24 protein-coding genes are annotated in these 26,095 nt (G+C 47.2%); 11 read left to right on the plus strand and 13 right to left on the minus strand.

The features are described from left to right. Positions 1-78 precede the first annotated feature (78 nt). Positions 79-1,551, minus strand: coding sequence for a HAMP domain-containing sensor histidine kinase (locus MKY97_RS27825; RefSeq protein WP_342553369.1), 1,473 nt, complete (start codon positions 1,549-1,551; stop codon positions 79-81). Further along, positions 1,551-2,228, minus strand: coding sequence for a response regulator transcription factor (locus MKY97_RS27830; RefSeq protein ID WP_342553370.1), 678 nt, complete (start codon positions 2,226-2,228; stop codon positions 1,551-1,553). Before MKY97_RS27830 ends, MKY97_RS27825 begins: the two co-directional genes overlap by 1 nt. Before the next feature lie 311 nt (positions 2,229-2,539). Here MKY97_RS27830 and MKY97_RS27835 point away from each other — a divergent pair, with 311 nt between their 5' ends. From MKY97_RS27835 to MKY97_RS27855, 5 genes are all read left to right on the plus strand, one after another. Further along, a complete protein-coding gene (locus tag MKY97_RS27835) occupies positions 2,540-3,373 on the plus strand; it encodes a polyphosphate polymerase domain-containing protein (RefSeq protein ID WP_342553371.1) in 834 nt (277 codons plus the stop codon). Then, positions 3,366-4,046 carry a DUF4956 domain-containing protein gene (locus tag MKY97_RS27840; protein WP_342553372.1) on the plus strand — a complete coding sequence of 227 codons (681 nt, stop codon included), beginning with the start codon at positions 3,366-3,368 and terminating at the stop codon, positions 4,044-4,046. Before MKY97_RS27835 ends, MKY97_RS27840 begins: the two co-directional genes overlap by 8 nt. Positions 4,047-4,112: 66 nt before the next feature. Next, positions 4,113-6,425, plus strand: coding sequence for a carbohydrate-binding domain-containing protein (locus MKY97_RS27845; protein ID WP_342553373.1), 2,313 nt, complete (start codon positions 4,113-4,115; stop codon positions 6,423-6,425). A gap of 273 nt (positions 6,426-6,698) precedes the next feature. Beyond that, positions 6,699-6,899, plus strand: coding sequence for a hypothetical protein (locus tag MKY97_RS27850; protein ID WP_342553374.1), 201 nt, complete (start codon positions 6,699-6,701; stop codon positions 6,897-6,899). 149 nt (positions 6,900-7,048) lie between these two features. Next, complete coding sequence (locus tag MKY97_RS27855) at positions 7,049-7,609, plus strand: YdcF family protein (protein WP_342553375.1); 561 nt, start codon at positions 7,049-7,051, stop codon at positions 7,607-7,609. A gap of 166 nt (positions 7,610-7,775) precedes the next feature. Here MKY97_RS27855 and MKY97_RS27860 read toward each other — a convergent pair whose 3' ends face one another. Both MKY97_RS27860 and MKY97_RS27865 read right to left on the minus strand, forming a co-directional pair. Further along, the gene (locus MKY97_RS27860) at positions 7,776-8,354 is read right to left on the minus strand and encodes a class I SAM-dependent methyltransferase (protein ID WP_342553376.1); all 579 of its coding nucleotides are present in this window, start codon (positions 8,352-8,354) and stop codon (positions 7,776-7,778) included. Between the two features lie 106 nt (positions 8,355-8,460). Continuing rightward, positions 8,461-9,138, minus strand: a complete 678-nt coding sequence (locus tag MKY97_RS27865; RefSeq protein WP_342553377.1) for an FHA domain-containing protein — start codon at positions 9,136-9,138, stop codon at positions 8,461-8,463. A gap of 512 nt (positions 9,139-9,650) precedes the next feature. Here MKY97_RS27865 and MKY97_RS27870 point away from each other — a divergent pair. Beyond that, complete coding sequence (locus MKY97_RS27870; RefSeq protein ID WP_342553378.1) at positions 9,651-10,076, plus strand: hypothetical protein; 426 nt, start codon at positions 9,651-9,653, stop codon at positions 10,074-10,076. Positions 10,077-10,332: 256 nt separating this feature from the next. Beyond that, positions 10,333-10,680, plus strand: a complete 348-nt coding sequence (locus MKY97_RS27875) for a hypothetical protein (RefSeq protein ID WP_342553379.1) — start codon at positions 10,333-10,335, stop codon at positions 10,678-10,680. 107 nt (positions 10,681-10,787) lie between these two features. Here MKY97_RS27875 and MKY97_RS27880 read toward each other — a convergent pair whose 3' ends face one another. The 4 genes from MKY97_RS27880 to MKY97_RS27895 form a co-directional block, all read right to left on the minus strand. Further along, positions 10,788-13,394 carry a DUF2339 domain-containing protein gene (locus MKY97_RS27880; protein WP_342553380.1) on the minus strand — a complete coding sequence of 869 codons (2,607 nt, stop codon included), beginning with the start codon at positions 13,392-13,394 and terminating at the stop codon, positions 10,788-10,790. A 280-nt stretch (positions 13,395-13,674) separates the two neighbouring features. Further along, complete coding sequence (locus tag MKY97_RS27885) at positions 13,675-14,988, minus strand: MFS transporter (RefSeq protein WP_342553381.1); 1,314 nt, start codon at positions 14,986-14,988, stop codon at positions 13,675-13,677. A gap of 276 nt (positions 14,989-15,264) precedes the next feature. Then, positions 15,265-15,909 carry a bifunctional 2-keto-4-hydroxyglutarate aldolase/2-keto-3-deoxy-6-phosphogluconate aldolase gene (locus tag MKY97_RS27890; RefSeq protein ID WP_342553382.1) on the minus strand — a complete coding sequence of 215 codons (645 nt, stop codon included), beginning with the start codon at positions 15,907-15,909 and terminating at the stop codon, positions 15,265-15,267. 66 nt (positions 15,910-15,975) lie between these two features. Further along, positions 15,976-16,773 (minus strand): IclR family transcriptional regulator, encoded by a 798-nt coding sequence (locus MKY97_RS27895; protein WP_342553383.1) that lies wholly within the window; start codon positions 16,771-16,773, stop codon positions 15,976-15,978. A 308-nt stretch (positions 16,774-17,081) separates the two neighbouring features. On the opposite strand from MKY97_RS27895, the gene MKY97_RS27900 reads away from it, so the two are divergent. Then, positions 17,082-17,663, plus strand: coding sequence for an AAA family ATPase (locus MKY97_RS27900; RefSeq protein ID WP_342553384.1), 582 nt, complete (start codon positions 17,082-17,084; stop codon positions 17,661-17,663). 147 nt (positions 17,664-17,810) lie between these two features. Here the strand turns inward: MKY97_RS27900 and MKY97_RS27905 are convergent, their stop codons facing one another. Continuing rightward, positions 17,811-18,857 carry an LCP family protein gene (locus tag MKY97_RS27905; protein ID WP_342553385.1) on the minus strand — a complete coding sequence of 349 codons (1,047 nt, stop codon included), beginning with the start codon at positions 18,855-18,857 and terminating at the stop codon, positions 17,811-17,813. Between the two features lie 111 nt (positions 18,858-18,968). Here MKY97_RS27905 and MKY97_RS27910 point away from each other — a divergent pair, with 111 nt between their 5' ends. Then, positions 18,969-19,943: an aldo/keto reductase gene (locus MKY97_RS27910; RefSeq protein WP_342553386.1), complete on the plus strand. Its 975-nt coding sequence runs from the start codon at positions 18,969-18,971 to the stop codon at positions 19,941-19,943. A 135-nt stretch (positions 19,944-20,078) separates the two neighbouring features. Here MKY97_RS27910 and MKY97_RS27915 read toward each other — a convergent pair whose 3' ends face one another. The 3 genes from MKY97_RS27915 to MKY97_RS27925 all read right to left on the minus strand — a co-directional run bounded on the left by MKY97_RS27915 (position 20,079) and on the right by MKY97_RS27925 (position 21,759). Continuing rightward, positions 20,079-20,540: a MarR family transcriptional regulator gene (locus MKY97_RS27915; RefSeq protein ID WP_342553387.1), complete on the minus strand. Its 462-nt coding sequence runs from the start codon at positions 20,538-20,540 to the stop codon at positions 20,079-20,081. 146 nt (positions 20,541-20,686) lie between these two features. Continuing rightward, positions 20,687-21,364 carry a TIGR00266 family protein gene (locus MKY97_RS27920; RefSeq protein ID WP_342553388.1) on the minus strand — a complete coding sequence of 226 codons (678 nt, stop codon included), beginning with the start codon at positions 21,362-21,364 and terminating at the stop codon, positions 20,687-20,689. Continuing rightward, on the minus strand, positions 21,361-21,759 hold the full coding sequence (locus MKY97_RS27925; RefSeq protein ID WP_342553389.1) for a winged helix-turn-helix transcriptional regulator: 399 nt from the start codon (positions 21,757-21,759) through the stop codon (positions 21,361-21,363). Before MKY97_RS27925 ends, MKY97_RS27920 begins: the two co-directional genes overlap by 4 nt. 168 nt (positions 21,760-21,927) lie before the next feature. Here MKY97_RS27925 and MKY97_RS27930 point away from each other — a divergent pair, with 168 nt between their 5' ends. After that, a complete protein-coding gene (locus MKY97_RS27930) occupies positions 21,928-23,157 on the plus strand; it encodes an MFS transporter (protein ID WP_342553390.1) in 1,230 nt (409 codons plus the stop codon). A gap of 198 nt (positions 23,158-23,355) precedes the next feature. Further along, on the plus strand, positions 23,356-24,204 hold the full coding sequence (locus tag MKY97_RS27935; RefSeq protein ID WP_342553391.1) for an aldo/keto reductase: 849 nt from the start codon (positions 23,356-23,358) through the stop codon (positions 24,202-24,204). A 248-nt stretch (positions 24,205-24,452) separates the two neighbouring features. Here the strand turns inward: MKY97_RS27935 and MKY97_RS27940 are convergent, their stop codons facing one another. Beyond that, positions 24,453-25,787 (minus strand): helix-turn-helix transcriptional regulator, encoded by a 1,335-nt coding sequence (locus MKY97_RS27940; RefSeq protein ID WP_342553392.1) that lies wholly within the window; start codon positions 25,785-25,787, stop codon positions 24,453-24,455. Positions 25,788-26,095: the final 308 nt, after the last annotated feature.

Raw genomic sequence — 26,095 nt, forward strand, 5'->3', positions numbered from 1 at the left:
CTGAAAATGAGCTTAGCCGATACTCCCACCGGACATCCTCATAGACTTAGCCTTCTTAACAGAGCCCCCTTGGCTCTTTTACGATAACCGTACGTAAAACGCTGCCCCCTCGCCCACGACACTTTTGGCGTAAATCTCTCCCTTATGCTGCTCTACAATAGACTTGGCAATCGCCAGACCCAGACCATGCCCGCCGTGTTTACGCGCTCTGGATGAATCCGTGCGATAGAAGCGATCAAAGATCCGTTCCAGATACTCTGGTGCGATCCCTTCCCCCGTATTGGAGATGGTCAGCATGATATCGTGGTTCTGCTTCTGGAGCGTAATGTTCACGGCCCCCTTTGGCCCGGAATATTTCACGGCGTTATCGAGCAGGATTAAAATGACTTGTTTGATCTGCTCCGGATTCCCATGAACCATCAGATTGGGATCAATGCTGTAATCAAGGGCGATATTTTTTTCAAAAATCACAGCTTCCATCGGTAAAATAATACTTTCTACTGCATCACTCATATTAAATTTGGTATGCATGAGAGTGGAACGTGAGTCGTCCATCTGAGTCAGATACAGCAGATCATTCGTTAGTCCAGACATGCGTTCGGTTTCCGACTTGATATAGTGCAGCCATTTGGCCTGATTTTCAATCGTGTCCTCCTGATTCGCCAGCAGGACATCGGTATTCGTATTAATGATCGCTAGCGGCGTTTTCAGCTCATGAGAAGCATCGGCAATAAATTGTTTCTGTTTCTCAAACGCTTCACGCACAGGCGCAATCGAGCGATTGGCAAAATAACGACTTAGGAAATAAATCACCACAAACATAATCAGCCCCACCACCGTGAACGTGTAAATCAAATTGGTCAGGATGCCCTGCTGCGCCGTTACATCCATGAATACAATCATGTGCCCATCCCCGCTAGGATCAACCACATAGGCCCAGTCCGTACCATTCAGTGCAAATTGTCCAGTCCACCGATTAATGTCACCTTGGCCGGCTTTCTCTTGGTCTACTTTCTGCAGCGCTTGCGTGTAAAAAGACTCCTCCATATCAAACCGCGAATGTGTATCGGTTATCTTCCACCGGTTATCGGTTTGGACCATAAAAGAAACCGACCGGGCTGGAGGTGCACTCGGATCTCCACCCGGCCCTCGGTATCCACCAAAATTCCCACCGTTCATGCCGCTGCTGCCCCCGCCCTTACCCGGAGAAGAGGGTACAGCCGCCGATCCTGAATTCGCTCCTACGTCAGCATCGGAGCCAGAACCTGAACTGGAACTTGAATTAGAACCTGCACCCGTTGTTGCTCCCGACCCCGAATTCGTTCCCGTTCCTGCCCCGTCTCCTCCACTCTTCCCTTCGCCTCGTGACTGCTGAGCACCCAAACCAAACGGGCTGTGGTAGAAATCGGATACCTTGTACAGCTCCATATCCGTTTCGCGTCGCACATTCTGGTACGTAATCGTGTAGATCGTTACAAAAGCCACCAGCATCATAATCGAGATCGACACCAGATTGACAATCAGGAACCGATTGCGGAGTTTCTTGAACATCAGCTCGTCACCTCAAGTACGTATCCTACACCCCGAATCGTATTAATGCGAACAGCCGAATTCAGGAAGATTAGTTTTTTGCGTAAAAAAGAAATATAGACCTCCACGTTGTTATACTCCACATCCGAGTCGAATCCCCATAACTTCTCAATAATCTGCTCTTTGGAGGTGATCGCCTGTTTGCGGGTAATCAGCAGTTCCAGCAGCTCGTTCTCCTTTAGATTTAATTTGATCTCCTTGCCCTGTGCACTCAGCTTTAACTGCGTGGTATTCAGCTCGATATCGCCAAACTTCAACCCATCCTCGGGGATCACTTCCCCTTTACGTCTTAAGGCCGCTCTAATCCGGGCGAGCAGTTCTTCCGCGGCAAAAGGCTTCGCAATATAATCATCCGCACCATAATCGAGGCCGGATACTTTGTCCGACAATTCCCCTTTTGCTGTGAGCAGAATAACTGGCGTATGGTTCCCTTCACCGCGCAGCGTTTGCAGCACCGTTATGCCATCCATTTCCGGCATCATAATGTCCAGCAGTAACAGGTCGTAGATGCCGCTCTGCGCATAATCCAGTCCTGATCTTCCGTCGTGGACCATGTCCACGGAATAATTGTTTTTTTTCAAAATCTGCGATACGGCTTCTGCCAAATGAACTTCATCTTCCGCTATCAAAATTCTCATGATCTATTCATCCTCTGCTCCCGATGGTTGGTATGTTCTTATTCTATCAACTAAACCTTGAATCAACCTTAATTGGAACTCATTAAGAGCAGCAGCAATCAGGAAGATTAATCCGTCGTCGGAATCCGTGTGTGAATCCTCCATTTAACAACTATATAGATGAAGGGAAAGAAATGTTAACGCCATGTAAAACGATTTAAGATTCATTCAAGGTTGCTTCGCTAAGATACAGACATGACAGCAGCACACAACATACCAAACATCATCAAAACATACACCAACTTATCCATACCCGAAAGGACTGAACCATCATGGCAATTGAAGTATTCAACCGATATGAGAGCAAGTACCTGCTGACCGATGAGCAATACCAGCATTTCTACAACGATCTGCTCCACTACATGGAACTGGATGCCTACAACAAAAAACATGAGTTTTACTCCATCAGCAATCTGTACTTCGATACACCGCAGGATTCACTGATTCGAGCGAGTCTATCCAAACCGAAATACAAGGAAAAGCTGCGCTTGCGAGCCTACGGCGTACCTGAAGAGAATGCGAAAGTGTATCTGGAGATCAAAAAGAAAGTGTTCGGCCTCGTCAACAAACGCAGAACGGCGCTGAAGCTGGATGAAGCCTATGATTTTGTTCGCTCGGGACAAGCGCCCGAGCTGGCCGACTACATGAATCCGCAGGTGTTGGAAGAGATCAAATATTTTCTCCGGCTCTATGACCTTGAGCCCAAAGTGTATCTGGCCTACGAACGAAAAGCATTGTTTGACAAGAACAGCCGCGATCTTCGCATTACCTTTGACACCAACATTCGCAGCCGTAGATACGATCTGAAGTTGGAACAAGGAGATTACGGTGAACCGCTGGTGAAGGACGGACGGTGGCTGATGGAAGTCAAAGCCGAGAAAACCGTTCCGATCTGGCTGTCCCAATTACTGTCGGAGCACAGGCTGTACCGAACCGGATTTTCCAAATACGGCAATGAGTACAGACATCTGGTGAGAACCACCAATCTGAATTATCAGACGGAACGTGAGCTTATGCCGGGTACCGATTTCAATCCTAACGATGCGGCCCCGGTTACTTCACAAGAGAAATTAATTAGAGAAAGAGAGCGTGCACTCTATGCTTGATGCCCTTTTCAGCTCCGCCCTAGACGATTCAACCTTGAGTTTCAGCAGTGCTGTCATCACGATCGGACTTGCCATTCTCCTGGGACTTATCATCAGCCTTACCTATATGAAAACCAACCAGGCCACCTATTCACAGAGTTTTACGCTGACTATGGTTGTGCTTCCCGTGATCGTTGCCATCATCATTCTGCTGATCGGCAGCAACATTGCCCGAGCATTCAGCTTGGCGGGAGCCTTCTCCATCATCCGTTTCCGCAGCGCACCTGGTGATCCGAAAGACATTGCTTACGTTTTGTTCACGATGGCAGCCGGTCTGGCCTGCGGTGTAGGTGCCTTTGGTTACGCCATTCTGTTCACCGTTATCCTGTGTGTGCTGATGTTTGTACTGAACCGATTCAACTTTGGCGGGAAAAAGAGTCAGCAGAAGACGCTCAAGGTTACCATTCCCGAGAATTTGAGCTATGAAGAAGCTCTGAACGAAGTATTCCATCATTTCAATGTCCCATTTGATCTGAAAAAAATCAGAACGACCGAACTCGGCAGCCTCTATGAACTGGTCTATAATGTCACGATTCACGAGAGCGTGAATCAGAAGCAATTTCTTGATGCGATTCGTACACGGAACGGTAATCTGGACATCTCGTTGACGATGAGTCCAACGACAGAATATTAAACTTGGAACGTTGGTTTACTCACTTGTTCGATAGACCCCATTTTGATTTGGAGAGGAACGATATATATGATGAAAAAAAATGCTCAGAAACGTAAAAACATGATGACAGGCAGCAAACTGTGGTCCATCGCCATGATTACCAGTCTGCTCGCAGCATGCAGTGCTCCGACAACGACAAGCAGCACAGCAAATGCAGCCGTCTCCACAACAGGAACTACTAAAATCGTATCCGTCAGCGAGTCTACGTCCGTGAAGTATGCCGATCTGGTATCACTCGATGCCGATGATACGAATGTCAGCTGGACTGAAGCGGATTCGACCATGATCAAGCTGAGTGGGACTATGGCAACTGTAACCGGTTCGGGTGCAAAGGCAGCAAACGGATCAGTTACGATCTCCGAAGCAGGCACTTATGTGTTGAGCGGTGAGCTAACCAACGGCCAAATCGTGGTCAATGTCGCCGATAAGGGTGTGGTACACCTCGTATTGAACGGCGCATCCATTCATGATCATGACAGTGCGGCAATCTACATTCAAAAAGCGGGCAAAGCGGTAATCACGCTTGAAAAAGGAACCAAAAACGCCGTTTCCGACGGTAAAACATATGTATATACCGACAGCAGCACCGATGAGCCAGATGCGGCCATCTTTAGCAAAGCTGATCTTACGTTTAACGGTGCAGGTCAATTGACCATTACAGGCAGCTATAATGAAGGAATCACAAGCAAAGATGATCTAAAAATCATCAGCGGTACAATCAACGTCAAAGCTGCCGATGACGGCATCAAAGGAAAAGACATGGTTGCCATTCAAGCAGGCACCATTACTGTCGAGGCAGCAGGAGACGGTATTAAATCAACCAATGATACCGATGCCAGCAAAGGATTTGTCGCAATCGCAGACGGTACCTTCAACATCCAGAGCGGCAGCGACGGCATTCAGGCAGAAACCGCACTGGTCACCGATGGCGGTACGTATAACATCGTGACAGCCGGCGGCAGTGCGAATGCACCAGCCAAGGTTGAGCAGGGTCCCGGAGGAGGCATTGGCTTTGGCAGAAGCCGTGGCGGCTTCGGTGGTGATGATGCAATGAATGGCGGTACGCCTCCGACCGATATAGGTACAACGCCAGACGGTGAACCGCCTGCTGATATGCCAGCGATGACAGATAGCAATGGCTCGAACACAGGTACACAAGCAGATGCAGGTACGAGTACGAATGCATCCAGCACTGAAGCAGAGGAAGCGTCCATAAGTGCCAAAGCACTTAAAGCAGGAACCGATCTCAGGGTAAATGGCGGAACATACACGATTGACTCTATGGATGATTCCCTGCACAGCAACAGCAATGTGACAGTAAACAACGGAACCTTCAAAATACAGTCCGGAGATGACGGCATTCATGCCGATCGGTTGCTGACCGTTAACGGTGGGACCATCACCATTTCGAAGAGTTACGAAGGACTCGAAGGGGCAATTATTACCCTGAATGATGGGGATGTAGACGTAACGGCATCAGATGACGGTGTGAACGCCGCTGGCGGTGAGACAGAAACGGCTAATACAACAGCCGAAGCCTCAACAACGAGCAAAGCAACTACTGGAACAACAGAATCCACTTCAACAACCGGCACGGCGACACAAGGAACAGATGCAAGCCAGCAAAACCGTGGCCCTGGCGGTATGGCAGGCGAATCATCCAGCAATAACGAGCTTCACATCAACGGCGGCTCCCTAACCGTAAATGCTGGCGGTGACGGCCTGGACGCCAATGGCTCCATCACAATGACGGGCGGAACGGTTATCGTGAATGGACCAACGAATAACGGTAACGGTGCGCTGGATTATGACGGCACATTTGTAATCAGCGGCGGATATCTGGTGGCTGCGGGAAGTTCTGGCATGGCGCAAGGTTCTTCCGATGCTTCAACGCAAAATACAATTGTGATGACCTTCCCTGAGACAAAAAAGGCTGGAACGCTGGTTCATGTTCAAGACAGCAAAAGCAATAACATTCTGACATTTGCACCTGCAAAAGATTATCAAACTGTAGTGGTCAGCTCGCCTGATCTCGCAAAAGATGGATCTTACGTCATCTTCTCTGGCGGAACATCGACAGGCAAAGCAGTAGATGGACTCTATACTGGCGGTACCTATAGCGGAGGAACTCAACTTGCTGCATTCCAGTCCACAAGCAATGTAACTTGGGTGAATGAATCGGGCGTGACAACAGCCCGCTCAGGAATGGGTGGTTTTGGCGGCGGCAATGGAGGTGGACAAGGCGGATTCGGCGGTGGAAGAAATCGTTCGCAATCCGGTACATCTACAGACACAACGGGTTCGACAAGCACAACAGGAACTACGGATTCGACAAAGTAACTGAATATGCAGATTGAGTCAAGGGCAAACCTGCCCTGACCTGCGCAAATTTAAAAAGTCCGGCTCTGACTTCACAATCAAGGTGAAACTGGAGCCGGACTTTGCTTGTTTTTCTTATGGGGAAAGTAGACCACACAACAGGAACCTGTCAACCTAACACGAATATGGATATATAATATAAATTGAGCTTTGGCTGGTTTTCGGTTAACTGCGGCTGCAGCACAGGTGAGCATACCTTATTTATTCAAGATATGAAAGGAGTTCGATTGAGATATGATAGCCCCTGTTACACATCAACCTGAAGGGTATGAATGTCCATTCTGCAGTATTTGGGGAATCGAGCAGCCGAATCAGGGAACCAAGCGAGAGGATATTATCTATCAAAACGAGAAAGTCACAGCTTTTGTAGCGAAAAAATGGTGGCCTAACAATAAAGGACATATCCAGCTGGATAACCTCTCTGGAGATCGTTAACAGGAGATTGATTCAAAATCGCTGACAATTAGAACGTGAGGCATGATCATCTACTGTTTTCCCCAAATATAAGGACGGTCAATTCTCTCTAGGGGTTCGCTTCCTCTCCGGTTTGGAAGAGTCATACTTATAATAGGAGGATCATAAAAATGTCATATCCATTCGACTGCATTACCGAGTTTATGTTCTTCGAAACCAACATAGAAACCGCTGATGTGATCCTGATTCCTGGGGGGAGCCATCCGCAGTTGATGGAAAGTGCGGCTGAGCTGTATCATTCAGGTTTTGCACCTTACATCCTGCCCTCAGGCGGCTCAACACCAAATGTTCCAGCAACAGAATGGGAATTTCTTCGCGACACCGGAATAGAATTAGGTGTACCCGAAACAGCCATTTTACGTGAAGATCAGGCTGCAAACACCTTTGAAAATTCAAGATTCTCGAAGAATGTCCTTCAACAAATGGGGATTAAACATGCTAAAGCGATATTAGTTTGCAAATCACACCATGCACGCCGTGCCTTACTGACGTATCAGACTGTTTTTAACGAGACTTCTTTCTATGTGAAACCTGTAACAGATAAGAGCGGGATTACCAAAGACAATTGGTTCTTTGATGATAAGAAAATTGCTCCCGTGATGAAAGAGCTGACCAAGATAGGCCAATATTTTGCTCATCATATACCGAATTGGGTGAACCCTCCAAGCTAATGGTACATATTCGTCTAACCATGCCGCCAGCGCACAGCTATATGCTCGCTTTCTGGGGAAACCAACCGTCAGCGCAGCAGGATTTTCTCCGAAAACACCCTTTTACACTAACACCTGAGCTGTGCGGATGTTTTCTGTTTTCTAATCCTGCTCTACACGAAACATCTCAAAAGGCATACACATACACCTTGGTTCGCAGGGCATCACGGCAGGTGATTACACGCAGCGGTTCTTTGCCTGGCAGTGCAAAACAGACGCTGATCACCTTCGCACCCGGCGGCAGCTCACGTTGGAACTTGTCCTCGATCCGAGTCATCGCACCCGGAAACAGATAACAAATCACACAGTCAGCATGCGCATAGGAGCAGGTGTAGATGCTGCCGCGAATGAAGCGCAGACGCCCTTTCAACGAATGCTGTCTCCCTCCGGCACGGCGGAGCCATATACTGAGCCATGTCAGCCCTTGAGAAGTCCACAAGGGAATGAGTGAATTTTCGATGCCGGTCAATCTTTTGCCCGGACAATGCTTCACCACATCCATACCAAGTGTCCCCCACCCCGAGCCGGCTTCGATAATATCAGCATAACCTGATATGCGGTTGACCTCCTGAATCACCACCTGCCTGACCGGGCGAGAGGTAGGCATGGGTGAGATTCCATTCTGCCAGCTTACCACGACAATCCACACAACTGCGATTAGCGTCAATACAGCGATGAGCCACGGAATATATTGAATAATCATCATGCCCTCATCATAACAAAGGGAAGCTTCGGCGGTCTATGATCGCGCGATAGCTTCCCTTTGTCTGTTTTTTTTAATTCTAATCACCGTGATCGTCCTGATCATCCCTTTAATCCGTCTCGCTAACATGAGACTTCATGTATACACCCTTTTTGTACACGGATTTAATCGTAAAATGAATACCAAGCTTGCGATTCGTGCGATAAATCAGCGAGTTGATTTCGTCGATACCTACCGGCTCACTCTCCAGCATGCTGCGTTCCGGCCACACCTGAGCAATGATCTGCTCCCTCGTTACAAAATGGTCCAGTTCACTGTACAGCAGCTTGAACAGTTGGTACTCTTTTTTGGATAGCGGAATTTCGTCCTCGTTCACCTGCACTGTCTGCAGGTGGTCCTGCAGACGTACACCCTCGCCAAGCAGATCGGATAAACGATATTCTCTCGTTTCTCCCAGATCGCCTTCCACCCGAAGGTGGATCAGACCGTTAACCAGTGTCAGGCTGTCCCCTTCGCCAAACGGGTATTTCTCATATGGAACGAGACGCTGCCCGTTGAGTTCGGTTCCATTTTTGCTATCCAGATCCTCGACCCAGAGCTGTTCTTTCGTGTCATAATGAATGCGGCAGTGCTGCTTCGATATCATCTGATTATAGATGGACAAGTCCAGTTCACTAACACCTGTGTAGCGCCCCACCGTAATCGAGCGGCCTTGGCTCACAAAAGCGAATGAACCATCGCTCTCCTGTCCCGGCGTACGAATGACGATTTTTGCCGTCTCCCGCATGTTATTCCCCACCTTTGATGTCACTCAATCTCTATCTTTTCATTCGATACTGATAAATTCATCAGATTTGTTCCATTGTTTGCATGTTTGACATTTCATATAGTGATATACAGGACCACCACAGATTTAAACATACATGACTTACCCTATTACTATACCAGACGTTGTGCTTTTTTTCTCATAACAGCCGTACGTAAGAACGCTTTAGCTTATTCAACAAGAGAGGTATTTCCCATGAAGAAAAAAAACATGTTGATATATATGCTGCTCGCTTTTGCTCTATCCATCACCCTGACCATACTGTCTCGTGTGAAGTGATAATGGCGGTGAAGTACCACAAGGTACAGCTGCCTCCGAGGTTTCATGGCTTCAAACGAACAACCACCCTTAAAAACAGCAGCTTCTTTATTATAAACGCGACTCTGAAGCAAAACGTTTCACGAATGTCATCTATGCAGTGCAGAACATTTCTAAACATCCTTCGTTTTACAGACGAATGGGGAGGGATTACGGTGAAAAGAAACCGGCTTAACGTCATTACATGTGCACTCTTTGCTGCTTTGCTTCTCAGCAGCTGCCAAAGCTCTGATCTGCCCAATTCAGCGAAGTTAAATAAAACACCAAAAAAACTGGAAACATTCTATCCCGCCAGCATCACCGAGGTGGATTCCATTGAAATCAGGAGCGGCAGTGATGGTACTGCCAAACGGACTGCCGATCCAAAGCTGATGCATGACTGGATTGAAAAGGTACGGTACTTAAACATCATCCCGAATCCAGACCAGGAAGATACATCAGGAGTTTTGTTCCATGTGAGGATGTTTAGGCAGGAAGAGGTTGTCTTTTGGATGACACCCACCAATATCAATCAGCAGCGAATCGAGCCGCAGGATGAATTAGCAGATCTGATGACTGAACTGTACAATAGAATCGAATAGCTCGACTGCGCAGTCTCAAAAAATATAAAAACAGCATCTGCAGGTATCTACCAATGCTAATAAACCCTGCACTGATGAGCAATGTGATGCAGGTTAAAGCTTCCGGTTCTCGTTTGTCCTCAGGTATGTTCACGATCCACATCCAACTCCTTCAAATGTCACTCCCCTTCTTTATTGTGGTAAGTTATACATACAGGATCGACTCATAGTGATGATCATTAAGAAAATGTCCTATCCTTTATAAGAGGTGAATACCATGTTAGATGAACTTGAGATACAGATCAAAGAGCGAATTCAGGAGAGATATGATATTACGGGTGAATTTTATAGCGCATGGTTTACTACGAATCCATCTCTTCTTGCTCCCAAGGAGCAATTTTATCAAACAGAACATATTGAAAAGCACAGAGCGATATCCTATCTGCTGGATAAAGGATACCTCCATGCACAGCCCTTAGAGAGCAATCCTGAGATGGTCGCCGTAAGCATCACACTGGACGGAATCGACTTTTATGAGCGGGGCTATCTGAATGGGGACGCGAAAGGGTTCCAGGTTGTGGAGGAAATCATCTACAACGATGATTTTAATAAAAAAGGACTCTGAAATCCTCTCAATTCCAGAGTCCTTCTACAACGTTCAACGAAGTATACAGCGTAATAAGCACAGCGTTTTTCCAAATGATTTACTTCGATACTTGCTGTATGCTTACATCAATTCTGATTCTGTCCATCATCCGAGTCGAGGGATGTATCTGATGATGCAGCTGCCGCGCGTTCCTTCGACTGGATCTCCTCCATCCGGCTGGATACCTTCTGATACAGGTAAGAGATGCCCAGCAGCAGCACACCAAAGCTGAAATAGGCGAAGATTTTGCTGCCTGCGGTCAGCAGACTCACGTCGTAGAACACCATCTTACCTGTGGCGAACAGCGTCAACCCCAAGCCGAGGCGCCGAATCATGACATATTTTCGGCGGAACCCGTAGGCAATATAAAGAATCGCCAGCACCAGATAGATCAGACTGAACATAAGTCCCACATCACCCCACTGGAACTGGATCGTCAGGAACACGGTGATGATACCAAGCAGATAGATTCCCGCAATGACCGGATACCACTCGACACTTTTGAACTGACCACGGATACCCGCTATGAGCAGATCCCTTCCCGCGAAGAACACACCTGCATTGAAAATAATTAACACCAGCAGCCCGACAATTTCGGCCGCCGTATGCTGCTCTACCCCCGGCTGCAGTGCAGGCATCGTCAAGGTCACTGCCAGCGCGATGCAGCATCCGACTGCATGTAAAAAGAGTATGTACCCTCGTAGGAACGGATCACGGAGCAGCTTCACTTTACCTAGTCCATACCCCAGTGCAATTGTCAGTGCCGCAAACAGAAGCAGCTTGTAGAACATGTACAGCAGGAACGTTTCATCAACTGCCCTTACATACAGTTCATTCGATTCATAGAGCACGTATAACCACACGTTCACAAGGGTCACATATCTGAACCCATCCAGAAAACCACGCTCCCACGAGGCATAACTGAACTTTGCTCCAGTTCCTGCGGAGGAGCTGCCGCGCAGCGCCCAGACATAATAGAGGGTGATAAGCAGGGTGCCGAGCGTAAGACTGGAGTATTTTAACATGAAGTACGACTGTTCCCCTACAAAGAATAAGGACAGCAGATCATATTGTACAAAGATCATGATACACAGGAGCACAATGCCCCAGCCTGCACGTTCGACTGCCTTAAATTTTCTGAAATGTCCAAATGTAACGAGCAGCACGCCTTCAATCAACCAGCCCATCGACAGCCATCTGGAACCAAACTGGAATGGAATGAGCAGGATGGTGAAGGTAAGTGACGTGAGATAAAAAAGCAGGATCGTCTGTTTCTCCTGCGCCATAAAGCGCTGAACGAAGCGGGCGAGTCCTACATATACGAGTGCAAAAATAACGGCGAGTAAGCCCTGCGCATTATTCCAGCCCGCTGCATCAAACAGCACATATAAGACGAGACAGCTTAAGCTCGTATTCATCGCTAACAAAGCAAAATCCCACCAGGTTAACTTCACCCGGTGCTTAAACGGATATGCGAGCGTAATACCAAGATACAATGCAAACGTTACCACAGAATAGAGCATCCCCACCTGTTCATTTGGTGACAGCCATAACAGAATCAGCATGGACGGCGTGTGCAGCAGGAAGCTGATGTAATGCACCACCGGCCAACGCTGGCCAAAGGATATGAATACAATAATACCGTTCAGAAGCAGCAGATAGATCATCGCGGTATAGACTGCTGTCCCTTCCAATCCAAAGGTGAACATGTAAGAAAAGAAAGGCAGATATCCGCCCACAAGACCAAAGGAGCAGATCGTTTTAGACTGATACCTCAAGGACAACAATACGGAGACGGCCGATATCAGTACAGATAAGCCCAATCCCGTATACAGCCCGATGATATGCAGCAGGAAGTAACTGTAGAAAATAGAACCGAACAGCACAGAGATGCCTCCGCCGAGCAGTCCCATCGCAAATGTTTTCTGCTTACGGCGAAACAGCCACTCACCGCCTGCAAGCATCAATATGCCGAGCAGGAAGAAGCCTAAACCCTTCATCTCATCGCTAAACCATGTGGAATATGAATATTGAAAAGCTGCACCGACTCCCAGTATAAGGAGCAGGATGGCCACTTTGTTAATCCAGCTGAGTCCAATGCGCATCTCCATTCGGTTCTGCTTAATCCGGCGCTGCATCGTTTCCTCGCTCAGCTCTTCCTCGGCCATCTGCTCATAACCATGCTGCATCTGCCCGCGCACAGCCTCGGCTCGCTCCCATACGGTCTGCCTGTGCAGTTCAATCCTTGCATTCACCTCGGATGCCAGATAGGCAATCCGCTCCTTCATCTCGGCCGCATCCTCCTGCAGATGCTGGGAAGCCTTGTTGAAAAGAGCGTTCAGATTCGATTTTGTTCGATGTTCAAAATAGCTGATATGATCATTATGCTCGGCTGTTTTGCCTTGAAAATACGTCTCCATCTTCTCCCTTGATACCCGGATCAGATTCAGCTTTTCATCCAGCATCTGTTCGGACAATGCGATACGCAGACGCGCATTTTCCTCTTCCATCTGGCGTGCACGCTGTTCCAACTGATGCAGCTTGAGCTGCTGCGCTTCGGTCTGCTCCAGCAGCTGTTCATTGCGAACCGTCAAGTCATCGGATTGATACTCCTGCAGCAAGGCCTGATAGTCCTTGGCGAGCTGCTTCTGCTGCTCCTGAACCTGCCTAAGTCGATCCTTAAATTCGTTCATGGACATCCTCCATTGGTTGTCATATGATGTTTTTCAATATTTTACTATAGATATGCCAAAAAATGAGACTATAATTATAGATTTTCAAACGGTGACATGGAGATCATGCAGGATGATGAACAGTGGATTCCAAATAAAAAAGCATCAGCATGCCTCGATTTGCCATAACACTGACAAATACTACAGAATGCTGATGTCTTTTTTAATCATACGATCTAATTATCTCTATTGTAATAGAAGGCAGCATAACCGAAGGGAACAGATCATCCCACATCCCTAATTAGGCAGCTTTAGCGATTGGCTTTTTCAAAAATACACCATAAGAAACAGCCCCCAAGAGCAGCAGTCCTGCCCCCAGTAAAAATACATTATTAAAACTGCCTGTCGTATCCAAAATGTATCCGGTTACAATCGGAGCAAGTGCTGCTCCCAGAAATCCGCCGAAGTTCTGAATGGCTCCCAAGGAAGCGACTTGTTCACCCGGAGCAATATCTGCAGCCAGTGTCCAGATCACACCCGATGGCAGCTGAGAAGCAAAGTAACCTACAGATAGCAGGATGATGCTTACTACTGTACTGTCAATGAATGGTATGGGGGCGACTGAAGCCGCGGCCAGAATAGCTCCGCCGACAATGGGAACTTTTCGTGAGGTAACCGCGTTAACCCCTTTTCGAATGAAAAAGTCCGAAATAAATCCACCAAGCAGCACGCCGATAATTCCGGCTACGAACGGGATAGATGCAATCCAGCCTGTCTCTTTCAGCGTAAAGCCCTGCTCCTTCTCCAGGTAGCTCGGAAGCCAAGTCAGGTATACCCAGATGGTAAACATAATTCCGAAGTTTCCGATAATCATAAACCAGGTGCTTTTATGTTTGAATAACGAACCCCAGTTTGCTTTGGGCGCTGCAACGGCTGATGTTTCGTCCGTGTCGGCACTTTGATCTGGGGCGGCTTCCGGCCCTTTGATCATCCGCTTCTCGGCAAAAGTTGGATCACGATATACCTTGATCCAGATCAACATGATAATCAGACCAATAACACCCACAAAGATGAACATACCTCTCCATGTCATCGTTAACATCAGAACGGTCAGCAGCGGCGGTGCGATTGCGTTGGCAATCTGCGAGCCTGTGTTAATAATGGAGGTCGGCAAGCCCCGCTCACTTTTGGCAAACCAGCGCTCTGTTACCTTCAGCCCTGAAGTGAAAAAAGGGGACTCGGAGACACCCAGAAGCATTCGCATTGCATATAACAACGAATACGTATTGGTAAACGCACTCAGTATGGTCGCAATGGACCAAAGTCCTGATGCCCATGCAAACATCTTTTTCGGACCGAATTTATCTACCAGCCACCCGGCAGGCAGGTTTGCTAAGGCATACGGCCATAGAAAGGCTGATAACAGCAAACCCATCTGAGTTGAAGACAGCCCGAATTCTGCGGCAATGGTTGTATTGGCAATACTTAGATTGGATCGATCCAAATAGTTAACGACTGCACCCAGCAGCAATAACAGAATAATTCCCCATCTCAGACCCACTTTTGGGGTTTGAGGGACTGAGGCAGGGGATGGCGATGGTTTTAACACTGCCATGAAAATCACTCTCCTCCATAGATATAAATATTAAATTACTCATATTATATATAATGAATAAATATGGAAATAAAAGACTACAGAAAGCCTCTTCTGCTCCTTTAAAAAGCATTAATCCATTGAAGTACACGCTTTCATAACTGAATAATGAATCTCTTCATTCATTAGCTAAATCTATTCCGGACCTGTGCGTTCACAACGCCCGGCATGATGGTTATATGCCTGATCGCTGTGAACCTCACGGTACGTTCATTTCATAGGTCTATTTGAAGCAGCTCAGCGTGCGGCCTTTACGGCCTGCAGAAACTCTTCAGCTGCCTTGGTTACTTTCCCATAATCACCGGAATCCTTCGCGGCTTTGGTAATGTAGCTGCCCACACCAACTCCAACACAACCTGCTGCCAGCCATTCATGCACATTTTGCGGTGTTACTCCGCCCGTAGGTGCAATCGCTGCTTGAGGCAGAGGGGCAGACATCGCTTTGACATATTGCGGCCCCACAGATTCTGCCGGGAACAGCTTCACAATATCTGCACCCGCTTCAAGCGTCTCCACGATCTCCTTGGCCGTGAATGCACCACTGACCGTAACCGCCTGATAGCGATTGGCCACTTTGATCATGTCAGGATTAAGCTGCGGACTTACCAGCATTTCAGCACCGGCCAAAATGGCAGCTCGCGCCGTCTCTCCATCCAGAATGGTACCCGCACCAATCAGAATCCCTTTGGATGAATATTTTCGGGACAAAACTTTAATAACATCCAGTGCACCCGGCACACTCATCGTAATCTCGAGCGCCCGAATGCCCCCTGCGATCGCCGCCTCGGCAACAGCTAACGCCTCTTCTTCACTCTCTGATCGAATAATCAGTACAATACCGGTATCCGCAATGATGTTCATATTCTCCAGCTTACGCCACATATCTATGTCCTCCTCAGCCCATCTGTCTATTGTTAAACCTTGTATATTCGGTATGTTCGCTTCGGTTTACTCCTGTATTCCAGGGTATAACCGATCACCACTGTAACCCAGCTGACTTGAAAGCTTCCATGCCGCTTCCTTAACCAGTTTGACAATGCTCGCCTCACGTTCCGGAGTCATCGTGGAGTACATGCTGGCCACGCTGATTGCAGCTGCAGGCTCGTTCCACTGATCATAGACAGCAGATCCAATACAGTACATCTCCAGATGGTCTTCCCGGTCGTCGATGGAGTAACCACGCTCGCGAATCTCCTGCATATCCTGCAAAATATCAGGAATGGTTACTTTCGAGTAGGAAGTGCGTGACGGAATCTCGCCTTCTCCCAGAATCTCCATCACCCTGCTGGTCGGAAGGGCTGCAAGCAGTGCTTTGCCCAAACCCGTCGTATGCATATATCGGCGGGAGCCCAGCTTGGCTGTTGGACGCATGACCGAATAACTCTCTGCTTTATCCAGATATACAATTCGACCTTTATCCTCGATCCCAAGAAAAGCCGTGCTTCCCGTCTGACGATTCAGAGCTTGAAGCAGAGGCCGGGCCATATGAGGAACGCCCATGTTGGACAAATAAGCCATACCCGTCTCAAACACGGCGATGCCTAGACGATACGTCTTGAGGCGCGCATCATCCATTTCAATAAAACCCTTATGCAGCAAGGTTTGTACCAGTTCGAAACCACTGCTCTTTGGCATGTTCATATGTTTGCAAATCTCATTCAGTGTTAACGGAGTACCACTCCTCGCAAATAAAACGAGTAAATCCGCAACTCGCTCCGCAGACTTATTCATGCGAATATTGTCCATGTTATCTCCTTTTCGCTGCTTCGACGTCGAAGTTCGTATATGTGAACTTATTTCACATCACCGAACGATGCCCTCATTATAGATCAGCCCCTCGGGAAATTTCAACCGCTTTCTTAAAACTTTTTTTGTTTATGCTTTTTCCTCAAAAGGGATTGTATTTCCACGAAAAAGAGTATACTCTAGAAGCGACTGTTCACCAGCACGAATTTCGTTCGTATATGCGAACCGATGAATGTTCGAACTCACTACGCATGCACAAAACTTATCCACGATCTCTGGAACTGGATCACTTATAGGGGGAAATTCTCATGAAACCTATCCTGATTTTTCTGATTGGCTCTGCCGGTTCGGGCAAATCAACGATTGGCAAAAAACTGGCTGCCGAGCACCACTTTTGTTATCTGGACAAAGATGTGGTGTGCAACACCTTTACGGGAAAGCTTCTGGAAGCACACGGCTTCTCCCCTCATGACCGCGATGGCACCTATTATCGCGACACCGTCATGGATTTGGAGTATGAAACATTGTTAAACGTAGCAAATGACAATCTGCAATTAGGCAGATCGGTCATTCTGGATGCGCCTTTTGTTGGCTATTTTCATAAAAGCGATTACATTCATCAGCTGCTCTCTAGATATGCATGGGCAGAGGTTGTTCCTGTTGTGATACGAGTTGATGTGGAGGTGGAGGTTCTGCATCAGCGGCTCAAAAGTCGGGGCTTGGAGCGAGACCAATGGAAGCTGGATCACTGGGATACCTTTGTCCAGGGAATGCAGGCCAATCGCTGTGTGTGGGAAAATATCGAATTCATTACCGTAGATAACAGCTCGGAGGAGTTTGATCTTGGACAACTGACTTCACGGCTGCCCTTATCTGCATCGCTGACATGATGTCATACATTTACAAAGAGAACGAAAGACAGCAGGGCACAGCCTGTAAAGTGACCGTATTATGCCATAAAAAAAGTACACGGAGCGTGTGAACCTCCGTGTACTTTCCTGTTCTTCTACTATTAATTGCCTTACCATTCTTCTGTTCTAGTTGGTTTCAGCGGCCGTGTCCGCCTCATCCTTTGTGTCCGGCTCGATCAACTGCGTTGTGTTCGGGTCCAGCCAGCTGGCAATCATGCCGCGTACATAGGTCAGATCATCTTCGGACAGATCATAATACCAAGTACCACTGCGCATCTTCCCGTCCCCTTTCAGCATATAGTTGCTGATGGTTGGAATGCTGTCTTTCATATATAAAGCCTCGGCAAAATCTACGATAAAATCCGATTTCATATTTGTTGTAAAATTCGATCCGGCAATCTTGATGACGTCTGGGATTTTGTTCAGATTTTTGACCTCCAGCGCACGATTCATGAATGCACTCAGGAATATCCGATGACGCATCGTGCGGTTAAAATCAGAATCCTCCCGGTAGCGCACATAAGCCAAGGCCTCTTCGCCGTTATAGATCGGTTTGTTAGCCTCTACGAATAACTTCTCATGGATCTTAAGTTTGTTCTCTATGTTTTTCTTGATCGGCAGCTCAACGCCTCCAACCGCATCTACGATGTCCTTCAACCCGTGAAAGTTAATCGCCGCATAGAAATCTACTTTGTTCTCCAGCAGCTTCTCCACCGTGTCAATGGCCATCTTGGCTTCGCCGTGAGCATAGGCCGAGTTGATTTTGGATTTCACATCACGACCGACAATTTCGGTGTAGGAGTCACGAGGAATGGACAGCAGCAGCACCTTATTGTCCTCTGGACGCACGACGGAATAAATAATGGTGTCTGAACGGCTTGGTTCATTATCGCGCTGATCGATACCCAGCAGCAGTATTGAGAACGGATCGGTATGCTCCACGACCGGAGCCTCTTCGTTACCAACGGCTTTATACGATTTGTCCAGCGCTTCCTTCACCGTACCTGAGGCGAACATATTAAAGGCCAACCTCACAAGTTCCTTTTGAAAAATAAACCCGAGGCCTCCCAGCACAATTAGTATACTGAGGGTTATGATGAGCGGCTTCTTCCAATTTTTTTTCGACTTTTTCGGCTTCCGTCTAGTTAAGTTTGCAGCACTGTTTTCCATCATATCTCCTTTAGTTGCGGTTTCTTCATCCATTTAACTATATTAAGTACACGTTTTCAATAGATTACGTTATAATCGGCTGTACAACAAGGGACATAGAAGGAGCAATGAGAGATGGAGTATCGGCATTTAGGCAGCAGCGGTCTGCGGGTATCGGCACTTGGGCTGGGCACGAATGCATTTGGCAAAAGAGCAGATCAGTCCGCTTCGACCCGCATTCTTCATGCTGCAATGGACCGAGGCATTAACTTTATTGACACGGCCAACATCTATGCTGGCACGGAATCGGAACGAATCATTGGACAGGCACTGGTCGGTCGACGGGAAAACGCTGTGCTTGCAACCAAAGCCGGCCTGCCCCGGCATGATGGTCCTCATGGACGCGGTTCCTCGCGCTGCCATCTGCAGCAAGAGCTGGAACACAGCCTGCGGCGTCTGCAGACGGATTATGTCGATCTGTACCAGATCCATACCTTTGACCCGCATACCCCGCTGGATGAAACACTGCGCACGCTGGATGACATGATTACGTCCGGCAAAGTGCGCTACATTGGCGCCTCCAACTACGCCGCCTGGGAGCTGATGAAGGCCCTCGGCATCAGCGAAATGCGAGGATACGCGCGGTATATTTCCACGCAAACCAGCTACTCGCTTGCCGATCGAACACCCGAGAACGAACTTGTTCCGCTTTGTCTTGATCAGGGCGTAGGCATTATCCCTTATTTCCCGCTGGCTGGCGGTATCCTGACCGGGAAATACAGCGGACAGGCCAGCGTACCTTCTGGTTCGAGAGCGGACACGGACCCAACCTTCAGCCGCTTCCTGCTCGAGCACAACATGCAGCTGAGCGAGCAGGTAAGCGCCAAGGCAGATGCCTATGGCTGCTCTCCAAGTGTACTGTCGATCGCTTGGCTGCTGACGCGTCCGGCAGTATCGACCGTGATTGTAGGAGCTACCCGGACTGAACAGCTGGAGCATAATCTCGCCAGCCTTGATCTAAAGCTTCCACCTGAACTGCTGGATGAACTGGATCAGATTAGCCAGCAATTCCGCCACGGCAAGCCGTTTGCTTCCTACAGGCTGGAATAGATCGCCTAATGACAAATAAACCTTCCGACCATATAGGGTCAGGGAGGTTTATTTCATTTTTCGTCATTTTTCGCACAACCTATATGATGAATCGCCCTAATCAAACGTAACTTGTTGATGAATAACAATGGAGCATTAATGGTCTGTTTTATGCCGGATAAATTCCTGCATAATTTCCATGTAACCCTCTCTGCGATCAGCAAGAAGCTCGAAGAAGTTTTTGTCGGACTCTTCCACGAGGTTCATCCCTTCAATCGCCAGCTTTGTGCCTTCAGGCGTCGTCGTAATAATATTGGCCCGTGTATCTGTCTGATGACGAGCACGCGTAATGTATCCTCTCTTCTCAAGAGCGCGAAGAACCTGAGAGGTAACATTAACGTCTACATTGGCAAATTGGGCAATCTGGACCTGGGTAACTCCCTTACCTTCCACGTCACGTTCATTAAGCCATAAACAAGTATGCAGTAAAATAAATTGAGGTTGTGTCAGATTGAGTGGTTCCAGCACCCTGCGTACTTCCTTCTGCCACATCGTCGTCACCTGCCATAACAGGTACCCTGGACTATCTTGCGGATTGGTGTATCGTGAACTTTTCATTCTTATACCTCCGTGATGTACGATCTTGTGCTGCAGAGATGTGTGTATCATCCATTGTATAACGAATCTGTTATACTAACGCTTCACAACACGCATCCGCTGCAGCTTTAGATACTGATCTATGAAAAAAAAATGTTATATTTTATTTATCGTGTAGGAATAAACTGCTTCACCCATTGACCAAATCCCTGCGGATTTCGGCTCTGGATCAGGATGGTGCCTTCTCCGCGGAAACGGCAGACCAAACCTTCACCACTCGTCACACTGGACAACCAGCCTTGTGATGCTTTTTCGATCCGATAATTGACATAATGGGGCCATGCCACCAGATGTGCATTGTCCACAATGACCTCTTCGCCTTCAGCCAGATGTATGGGGTGGATCGCACCATAAGAAGATAGGAACACAGTGCCTCGCCCACTGATTTCTATAATAAAGAAGCCTTCTCCGGAAAAAAGACCTTTTTTCAAATTTTGCATTTTGGTGTTAACCTGAATGCCTTCCGTTCCCGCCAAAAACCCGTCTTTCTGTACATACAAAGAGTATGACCCATCCAGTTCTATGGCCTCTATGCCGCCCATGGTTGATGGAGATAACAAAACTTCTGAACTTCCTCCAGCTGCCGCCAATTCCTGAAAGAAAAATTTCTCCCCGCTCAGCATACGTCCAAATCCGGCAAACATACCGCCTTCTGCTGATCCTTTAAGTTCAACTGTTGGTGACATGGATACCATGGCTCCACTTTCAGCCTTGAAACGCTCGCCACGCTGCAATTCTACCTTGAGCATAGCAAATGCACCATCGTATAGAATTTCGTATCTCACGGTTTCATCAGCTCCCTGTGATGATCAGTATTAAAATCGTTGAGGCCGTTATCTTCCAGCACGGCTGCTTTGTCGCCGTATTCTTTAATAATATGCTGGTCTCCCCAATGACAAAGTGCGTTCAGAATCGGCTCCAGGCTCCATCCGTATTCACTTAATTCATACTCTACCTTGGGTGGGACCTGATTGTATACTATTCGTTTTACAATGCCGTCATTCTCCAGTTCACGCAGCTGCTGTGTCAGCATCTTCTGGGTGATGGCCGGCATAATCCGCTTTAGATCACTTGTCCGTTTTTTGCCATGAGTCAGATGACAGAGAATGACACATTTCCATTTGCCGCCAATGACTTCCAGCGTAGCTTCCACCGAAATATTGTATTTTTTACGCTCCATGATGACCTTCTTCCTCCTTAATCAAGTTCGCTCGTTCCGTTTATGCTAATGTATGGGCACCAAAAAGTACGTAGGGTACTAAAAAGTACGTACTAGCCATGTTATACCGAATAATTCATAATAGCATTTGCCGGTAAGCAAATCTACATTCTAGGAGTTGAACAGAACATGCATCATGAGGCAAAACACAGCACTTGGGCGCTGCTGGCACTGGCAATCAGCGCGTTTGCGATCGGTACAGCCGAATTCATCAGTGTAGGACTCCTACCGTTGATCGCAGACGATCTTCATATTTCCGTAACTTCAGCGGGTCTGACCGTTACCATATATGCTTTGGGCGTCATGTTCGGTGCGCCAATCCTTACTTCATTGACAGCAGCCATATCACGCAAAACGCTGCTGCTGGTCATCATGCTGGTTTTCACAGCAGGCAGTACGCTGGCTTCACTATCCACCGGGATTACCATGCTGCTCATCGCACGGGTAATATCGGCTCTGGCACATGGCTTATTCATGTCGATTGGCTCCACCATAGCCGCCGACCTGGTGCCTGCTGACCGCAGAGCAAGTGCAATTGCCACCATGTTCTCGGGACTAACCATTGCAACGGTAACCGGTGTGCCTTTCGGTACGTTCATAGGCCAGCACTTGGGCTGGCGTGCTGCCTTTATCCTGATCGCAGCTGTCGGGGTCCTTGCGTGGACAGCCAACCTGCTGCTGGTCCCTTCTGCGTTACAGCGCGGAACTCGTACTGCATTTCGAAATCAGGTGAGGCTGGTAACGAACGGACGGCTCCTGCTTGCCTTTACCATCACAGCGGTAGGTTATGGAGGAACGTTTGTTGTATTCACGTATCTGTCTCCGCTGCTGCATGACATCAGCGGGTACTCAGACAAAACGACGGCTTTCATTCTGCTGCTGTACGGTGTCGCTATTGCCATTGGCAATATGATTGGAGGGAGGGCTGCCAACCGTAATCCGCTGAAGTCCCTTCTCTACATGTTCATAGTACAGACCATCATACTGAGTGTGTTATACTTTACCCTCCCCTTCAAATGGACCGCACTGCTGACCATTATGGGCATGGGGCTGCTGGCTTTTATGAACGTGCCTGGTCTTCAGATGGTTGTTGTTTCACTCGCTGAACGGTTTGCACCGCAGGCTAAGGATGTCGCCTCTGCTTTTAACATTGCCTCTTTTAATGCAGGTATTGCTATAGGTGCCTATCTGGGCGGCGTAGTTAATGACTCCATCGGTTTGATTCATACCACCTGGGTTGGTGCATTAATGGTGCTCATTGCGGCAATGCTGACGATATGGGCCAAACATCTGGAACAGCAGGTCACAGCGCATTCAGACAAGTTGGATAAAAGGGAGCCTAACTTCATTAAAGTTTAACCCGTTAAGTCAGCTATCTTCTGGTTGAAGAGAAAAAGTCTGAAACGGGAACCGGTTTCATATCCAATTTCGACAGACTATATACGTAACTATATACGCTGGATGCAATTTGATCTACTATGATTTGATTTTGTATCATGAAATTTTGGCAATCTCACTTTAAATGGAAATATTCACTCACCTTAAGGAGGATTTCTCATGACAACAGCACAACATCTGCAATCCACTACAACACTGCATAACGGCGTTCATATGCCTTGGTTTGGTCTGGGCGTATTCAAGGTTGAAGAAGGTTCCGAACTGATTGAAGCGGTAAAAAGCGCGGTTAAACACGGCTATCGCAGTATTGATACAGCTGCCATCTATGGTAACGAGTCCGGTGTAGGCCAGGCGATTGCCGAAGCACTGCAGGAGAACGGATTAAAGCGCGAAGACCTTTTTATTACCTCCAAAGTATGGAATGCGGACCTCGGATATGCCGAGACACTTGCCGCATTTGATACAACGATGAACAAGCTTGGACTGGATGTTCTGGACCTGTACCTGATTCACTGGCCCAAAGCCGGCAAATACAAAGGGGCATGGAAAGCCATGGAGGAATTGTACGCAGCAGGCCGAATCCGCGCAATTGGCGTAAGCAACTTCCAGATCCACCATCTGCAGGATCTGATACAGGATGCGCAGGTGAAACCTATGGTCAACCAGGTCGAATACCACCCACGTCTGACACAGGTTGAGTTAAAGGATTTTTGTGAGCAGCATGGCATTCAGCTTGAGGCCTGGTCACCGCTCATGCAGGGTGAACTGTTGGACAATCCTGTACTCACAGAGATCGCTGCAGCCAAAGGCAAGTCTGTCGCTCAAGTCATCCTGCGCTGGGATCTGCAAAATGGTGTTGTAACCATCCCGAAATCAACGAAGGAACATCGGATTATTGAGAATGCGGCCATTTATGACTTCGAGCTGTCCGCGGAAGAAATGCAGCGCATCAATGCACTGAACGAGAACGTGCGTGTAGGTCCAGACCCGGACAACTTTGATTTCTAATTCTCATTCGTCTGTACAAAATAATACGCTGTCAACAAAGTCGATTGTTCATCAATCGGCTTTGTTTTTAATTTCGTTTTACATATTAAACTGGTTAATGAGTTTGTCCAGAATCTCCGACTGTTCGATGACCCTTCTTGAATCATTTTAGAATTTGATGTCAAGTTATAGAAAATAATTTTAAAGGCACAAAATGAGATCATTGAAAATATAAAATGCTCTTCTTTCCGTAAAAGCCAAAGAATGATTCACTTCAACTTAGCTTCAAAGAGTTCTGAATGAGCTTTGATCTTCTCAAAAAACGCCAAGCATGAATGTATAATTTTACTACTCCCCATAGCTATGGATAAATTCAACCCTTCTAACATAAGCTCCGTGGAAGCATGAATATCCTTATTCTCATTGAATCGGTAAACTGCCAAATCACCTAAAAACTGAACATATCTCTCTTTAACTATCGTCGATTTATACTCGCCAAACGCAGCTTTTCCCGATTGATAAGGGATATACTCTGCGAACCGCTCCAAGATTTTATCTATGTTGAAATGGTACTGATTCGCCGCCTGAATCATGTGCCACAAAGCAAGGAATATCTCTCCTTCACGGCCTGCTATATAATCCGCATATTCATTGATGACACCTACCTCTCCCGACATCAAACGATACAGATATGTATTAGCGACCGCCCATTCCGAAAACTGCCCAATAATCTGCCGGGCTTCCTCATCCTGCTCTCGAATCCAGCATTCCCCGCTGTTATACAATGCAACAAATTCCAATGCTCTCTGGTAATCACCGCAATGTTCACTTGCTGTAGCTTGAGACAGATAGGCATATAAAATATAGTAATAAAACGGTCTTTCAGCACGCTTCCTTTCTTCTGTGGGGCGTAGAGAACGATGCTGCATCTCATATTGTATTACTGCGATACGCTGCATTTCTTTAGCTAATATATCAACCTTTTCCCATTTATGAGCCATTCCAAAAACATGCATTAGTTGTTTTAACGCATCAAGCTGATCAGCTTCATCCAGTCGATTCACGTATATTTCAAACTGAGCGGCTGCACGTACATTTTCCTCCATATCTTCTCCGAGACTAATTAAAAACAACCGATATTGGCTGAGCGCAAGACGCTCAGAATGCTGATATTTCTCTGCTTCACTCACACCTCTATAGAGAATTCCAGCAGCCGCATGTTTGTTATCCTCAAATAACTCTTCAGCCATATCAAATAATACGGGAACATAAGAAAGGTCTTCTAATATACGGTTAGTTACCTGCTGGATACAATCAATCCGATCTATATCAGCGCAGCGGAATATAAAGGGTCTTATACGCCTGATGGTGATTAGAGTAGAGAAGCACTCATCGATATAATCACTAAAAAAGTAGTCTTCGGGTAAGCCCATTCCGGCAGTAATCGCTGCGAGTTGATTCATTGATATAGGTTTATTACCTTGTAATATACGACTGAGGGTTCCTGAGTTGATGCCAGAGCGATGAGCGAAATGGGAATGTTTTATCTGATTATCCTGTATGTATTGCATCAATTGTTCTCGAATTGAATTTGCCCGCTCCATTATGCTCACCTCCACAAATATACAAGTAATAGGTTAATAACCTATTATAACTATATCAGCTAAGATCCATCATGGGACCATAATAAAAGTATCATCTAACATTTGATCTTCAAAAGTGAAAGTTAACAAACAAATTGAATAGACCTTACCTGTTAAGCTGTACTCTACGCTATATTCTGCTCCTCTGGCATTTATCCAAGCTGCAGCCGAGAGCAAAACTTGGTGTTAAACCAGCGCTTCTATTCCATATATCTTCTAAATGAGAGGTGAGGTGCATGGGTTCAGCTAAAATGAAGCGGTTCTAACTT

It is taken from the genome of Paenibacillus sp. FSL R7-0652 (genome assembly GCF_038595045.1).
GTDB lineage: Bacteria > Bacillota > Bacilli > Paenibacillales > Paenibacillaceae > Paenibacillus.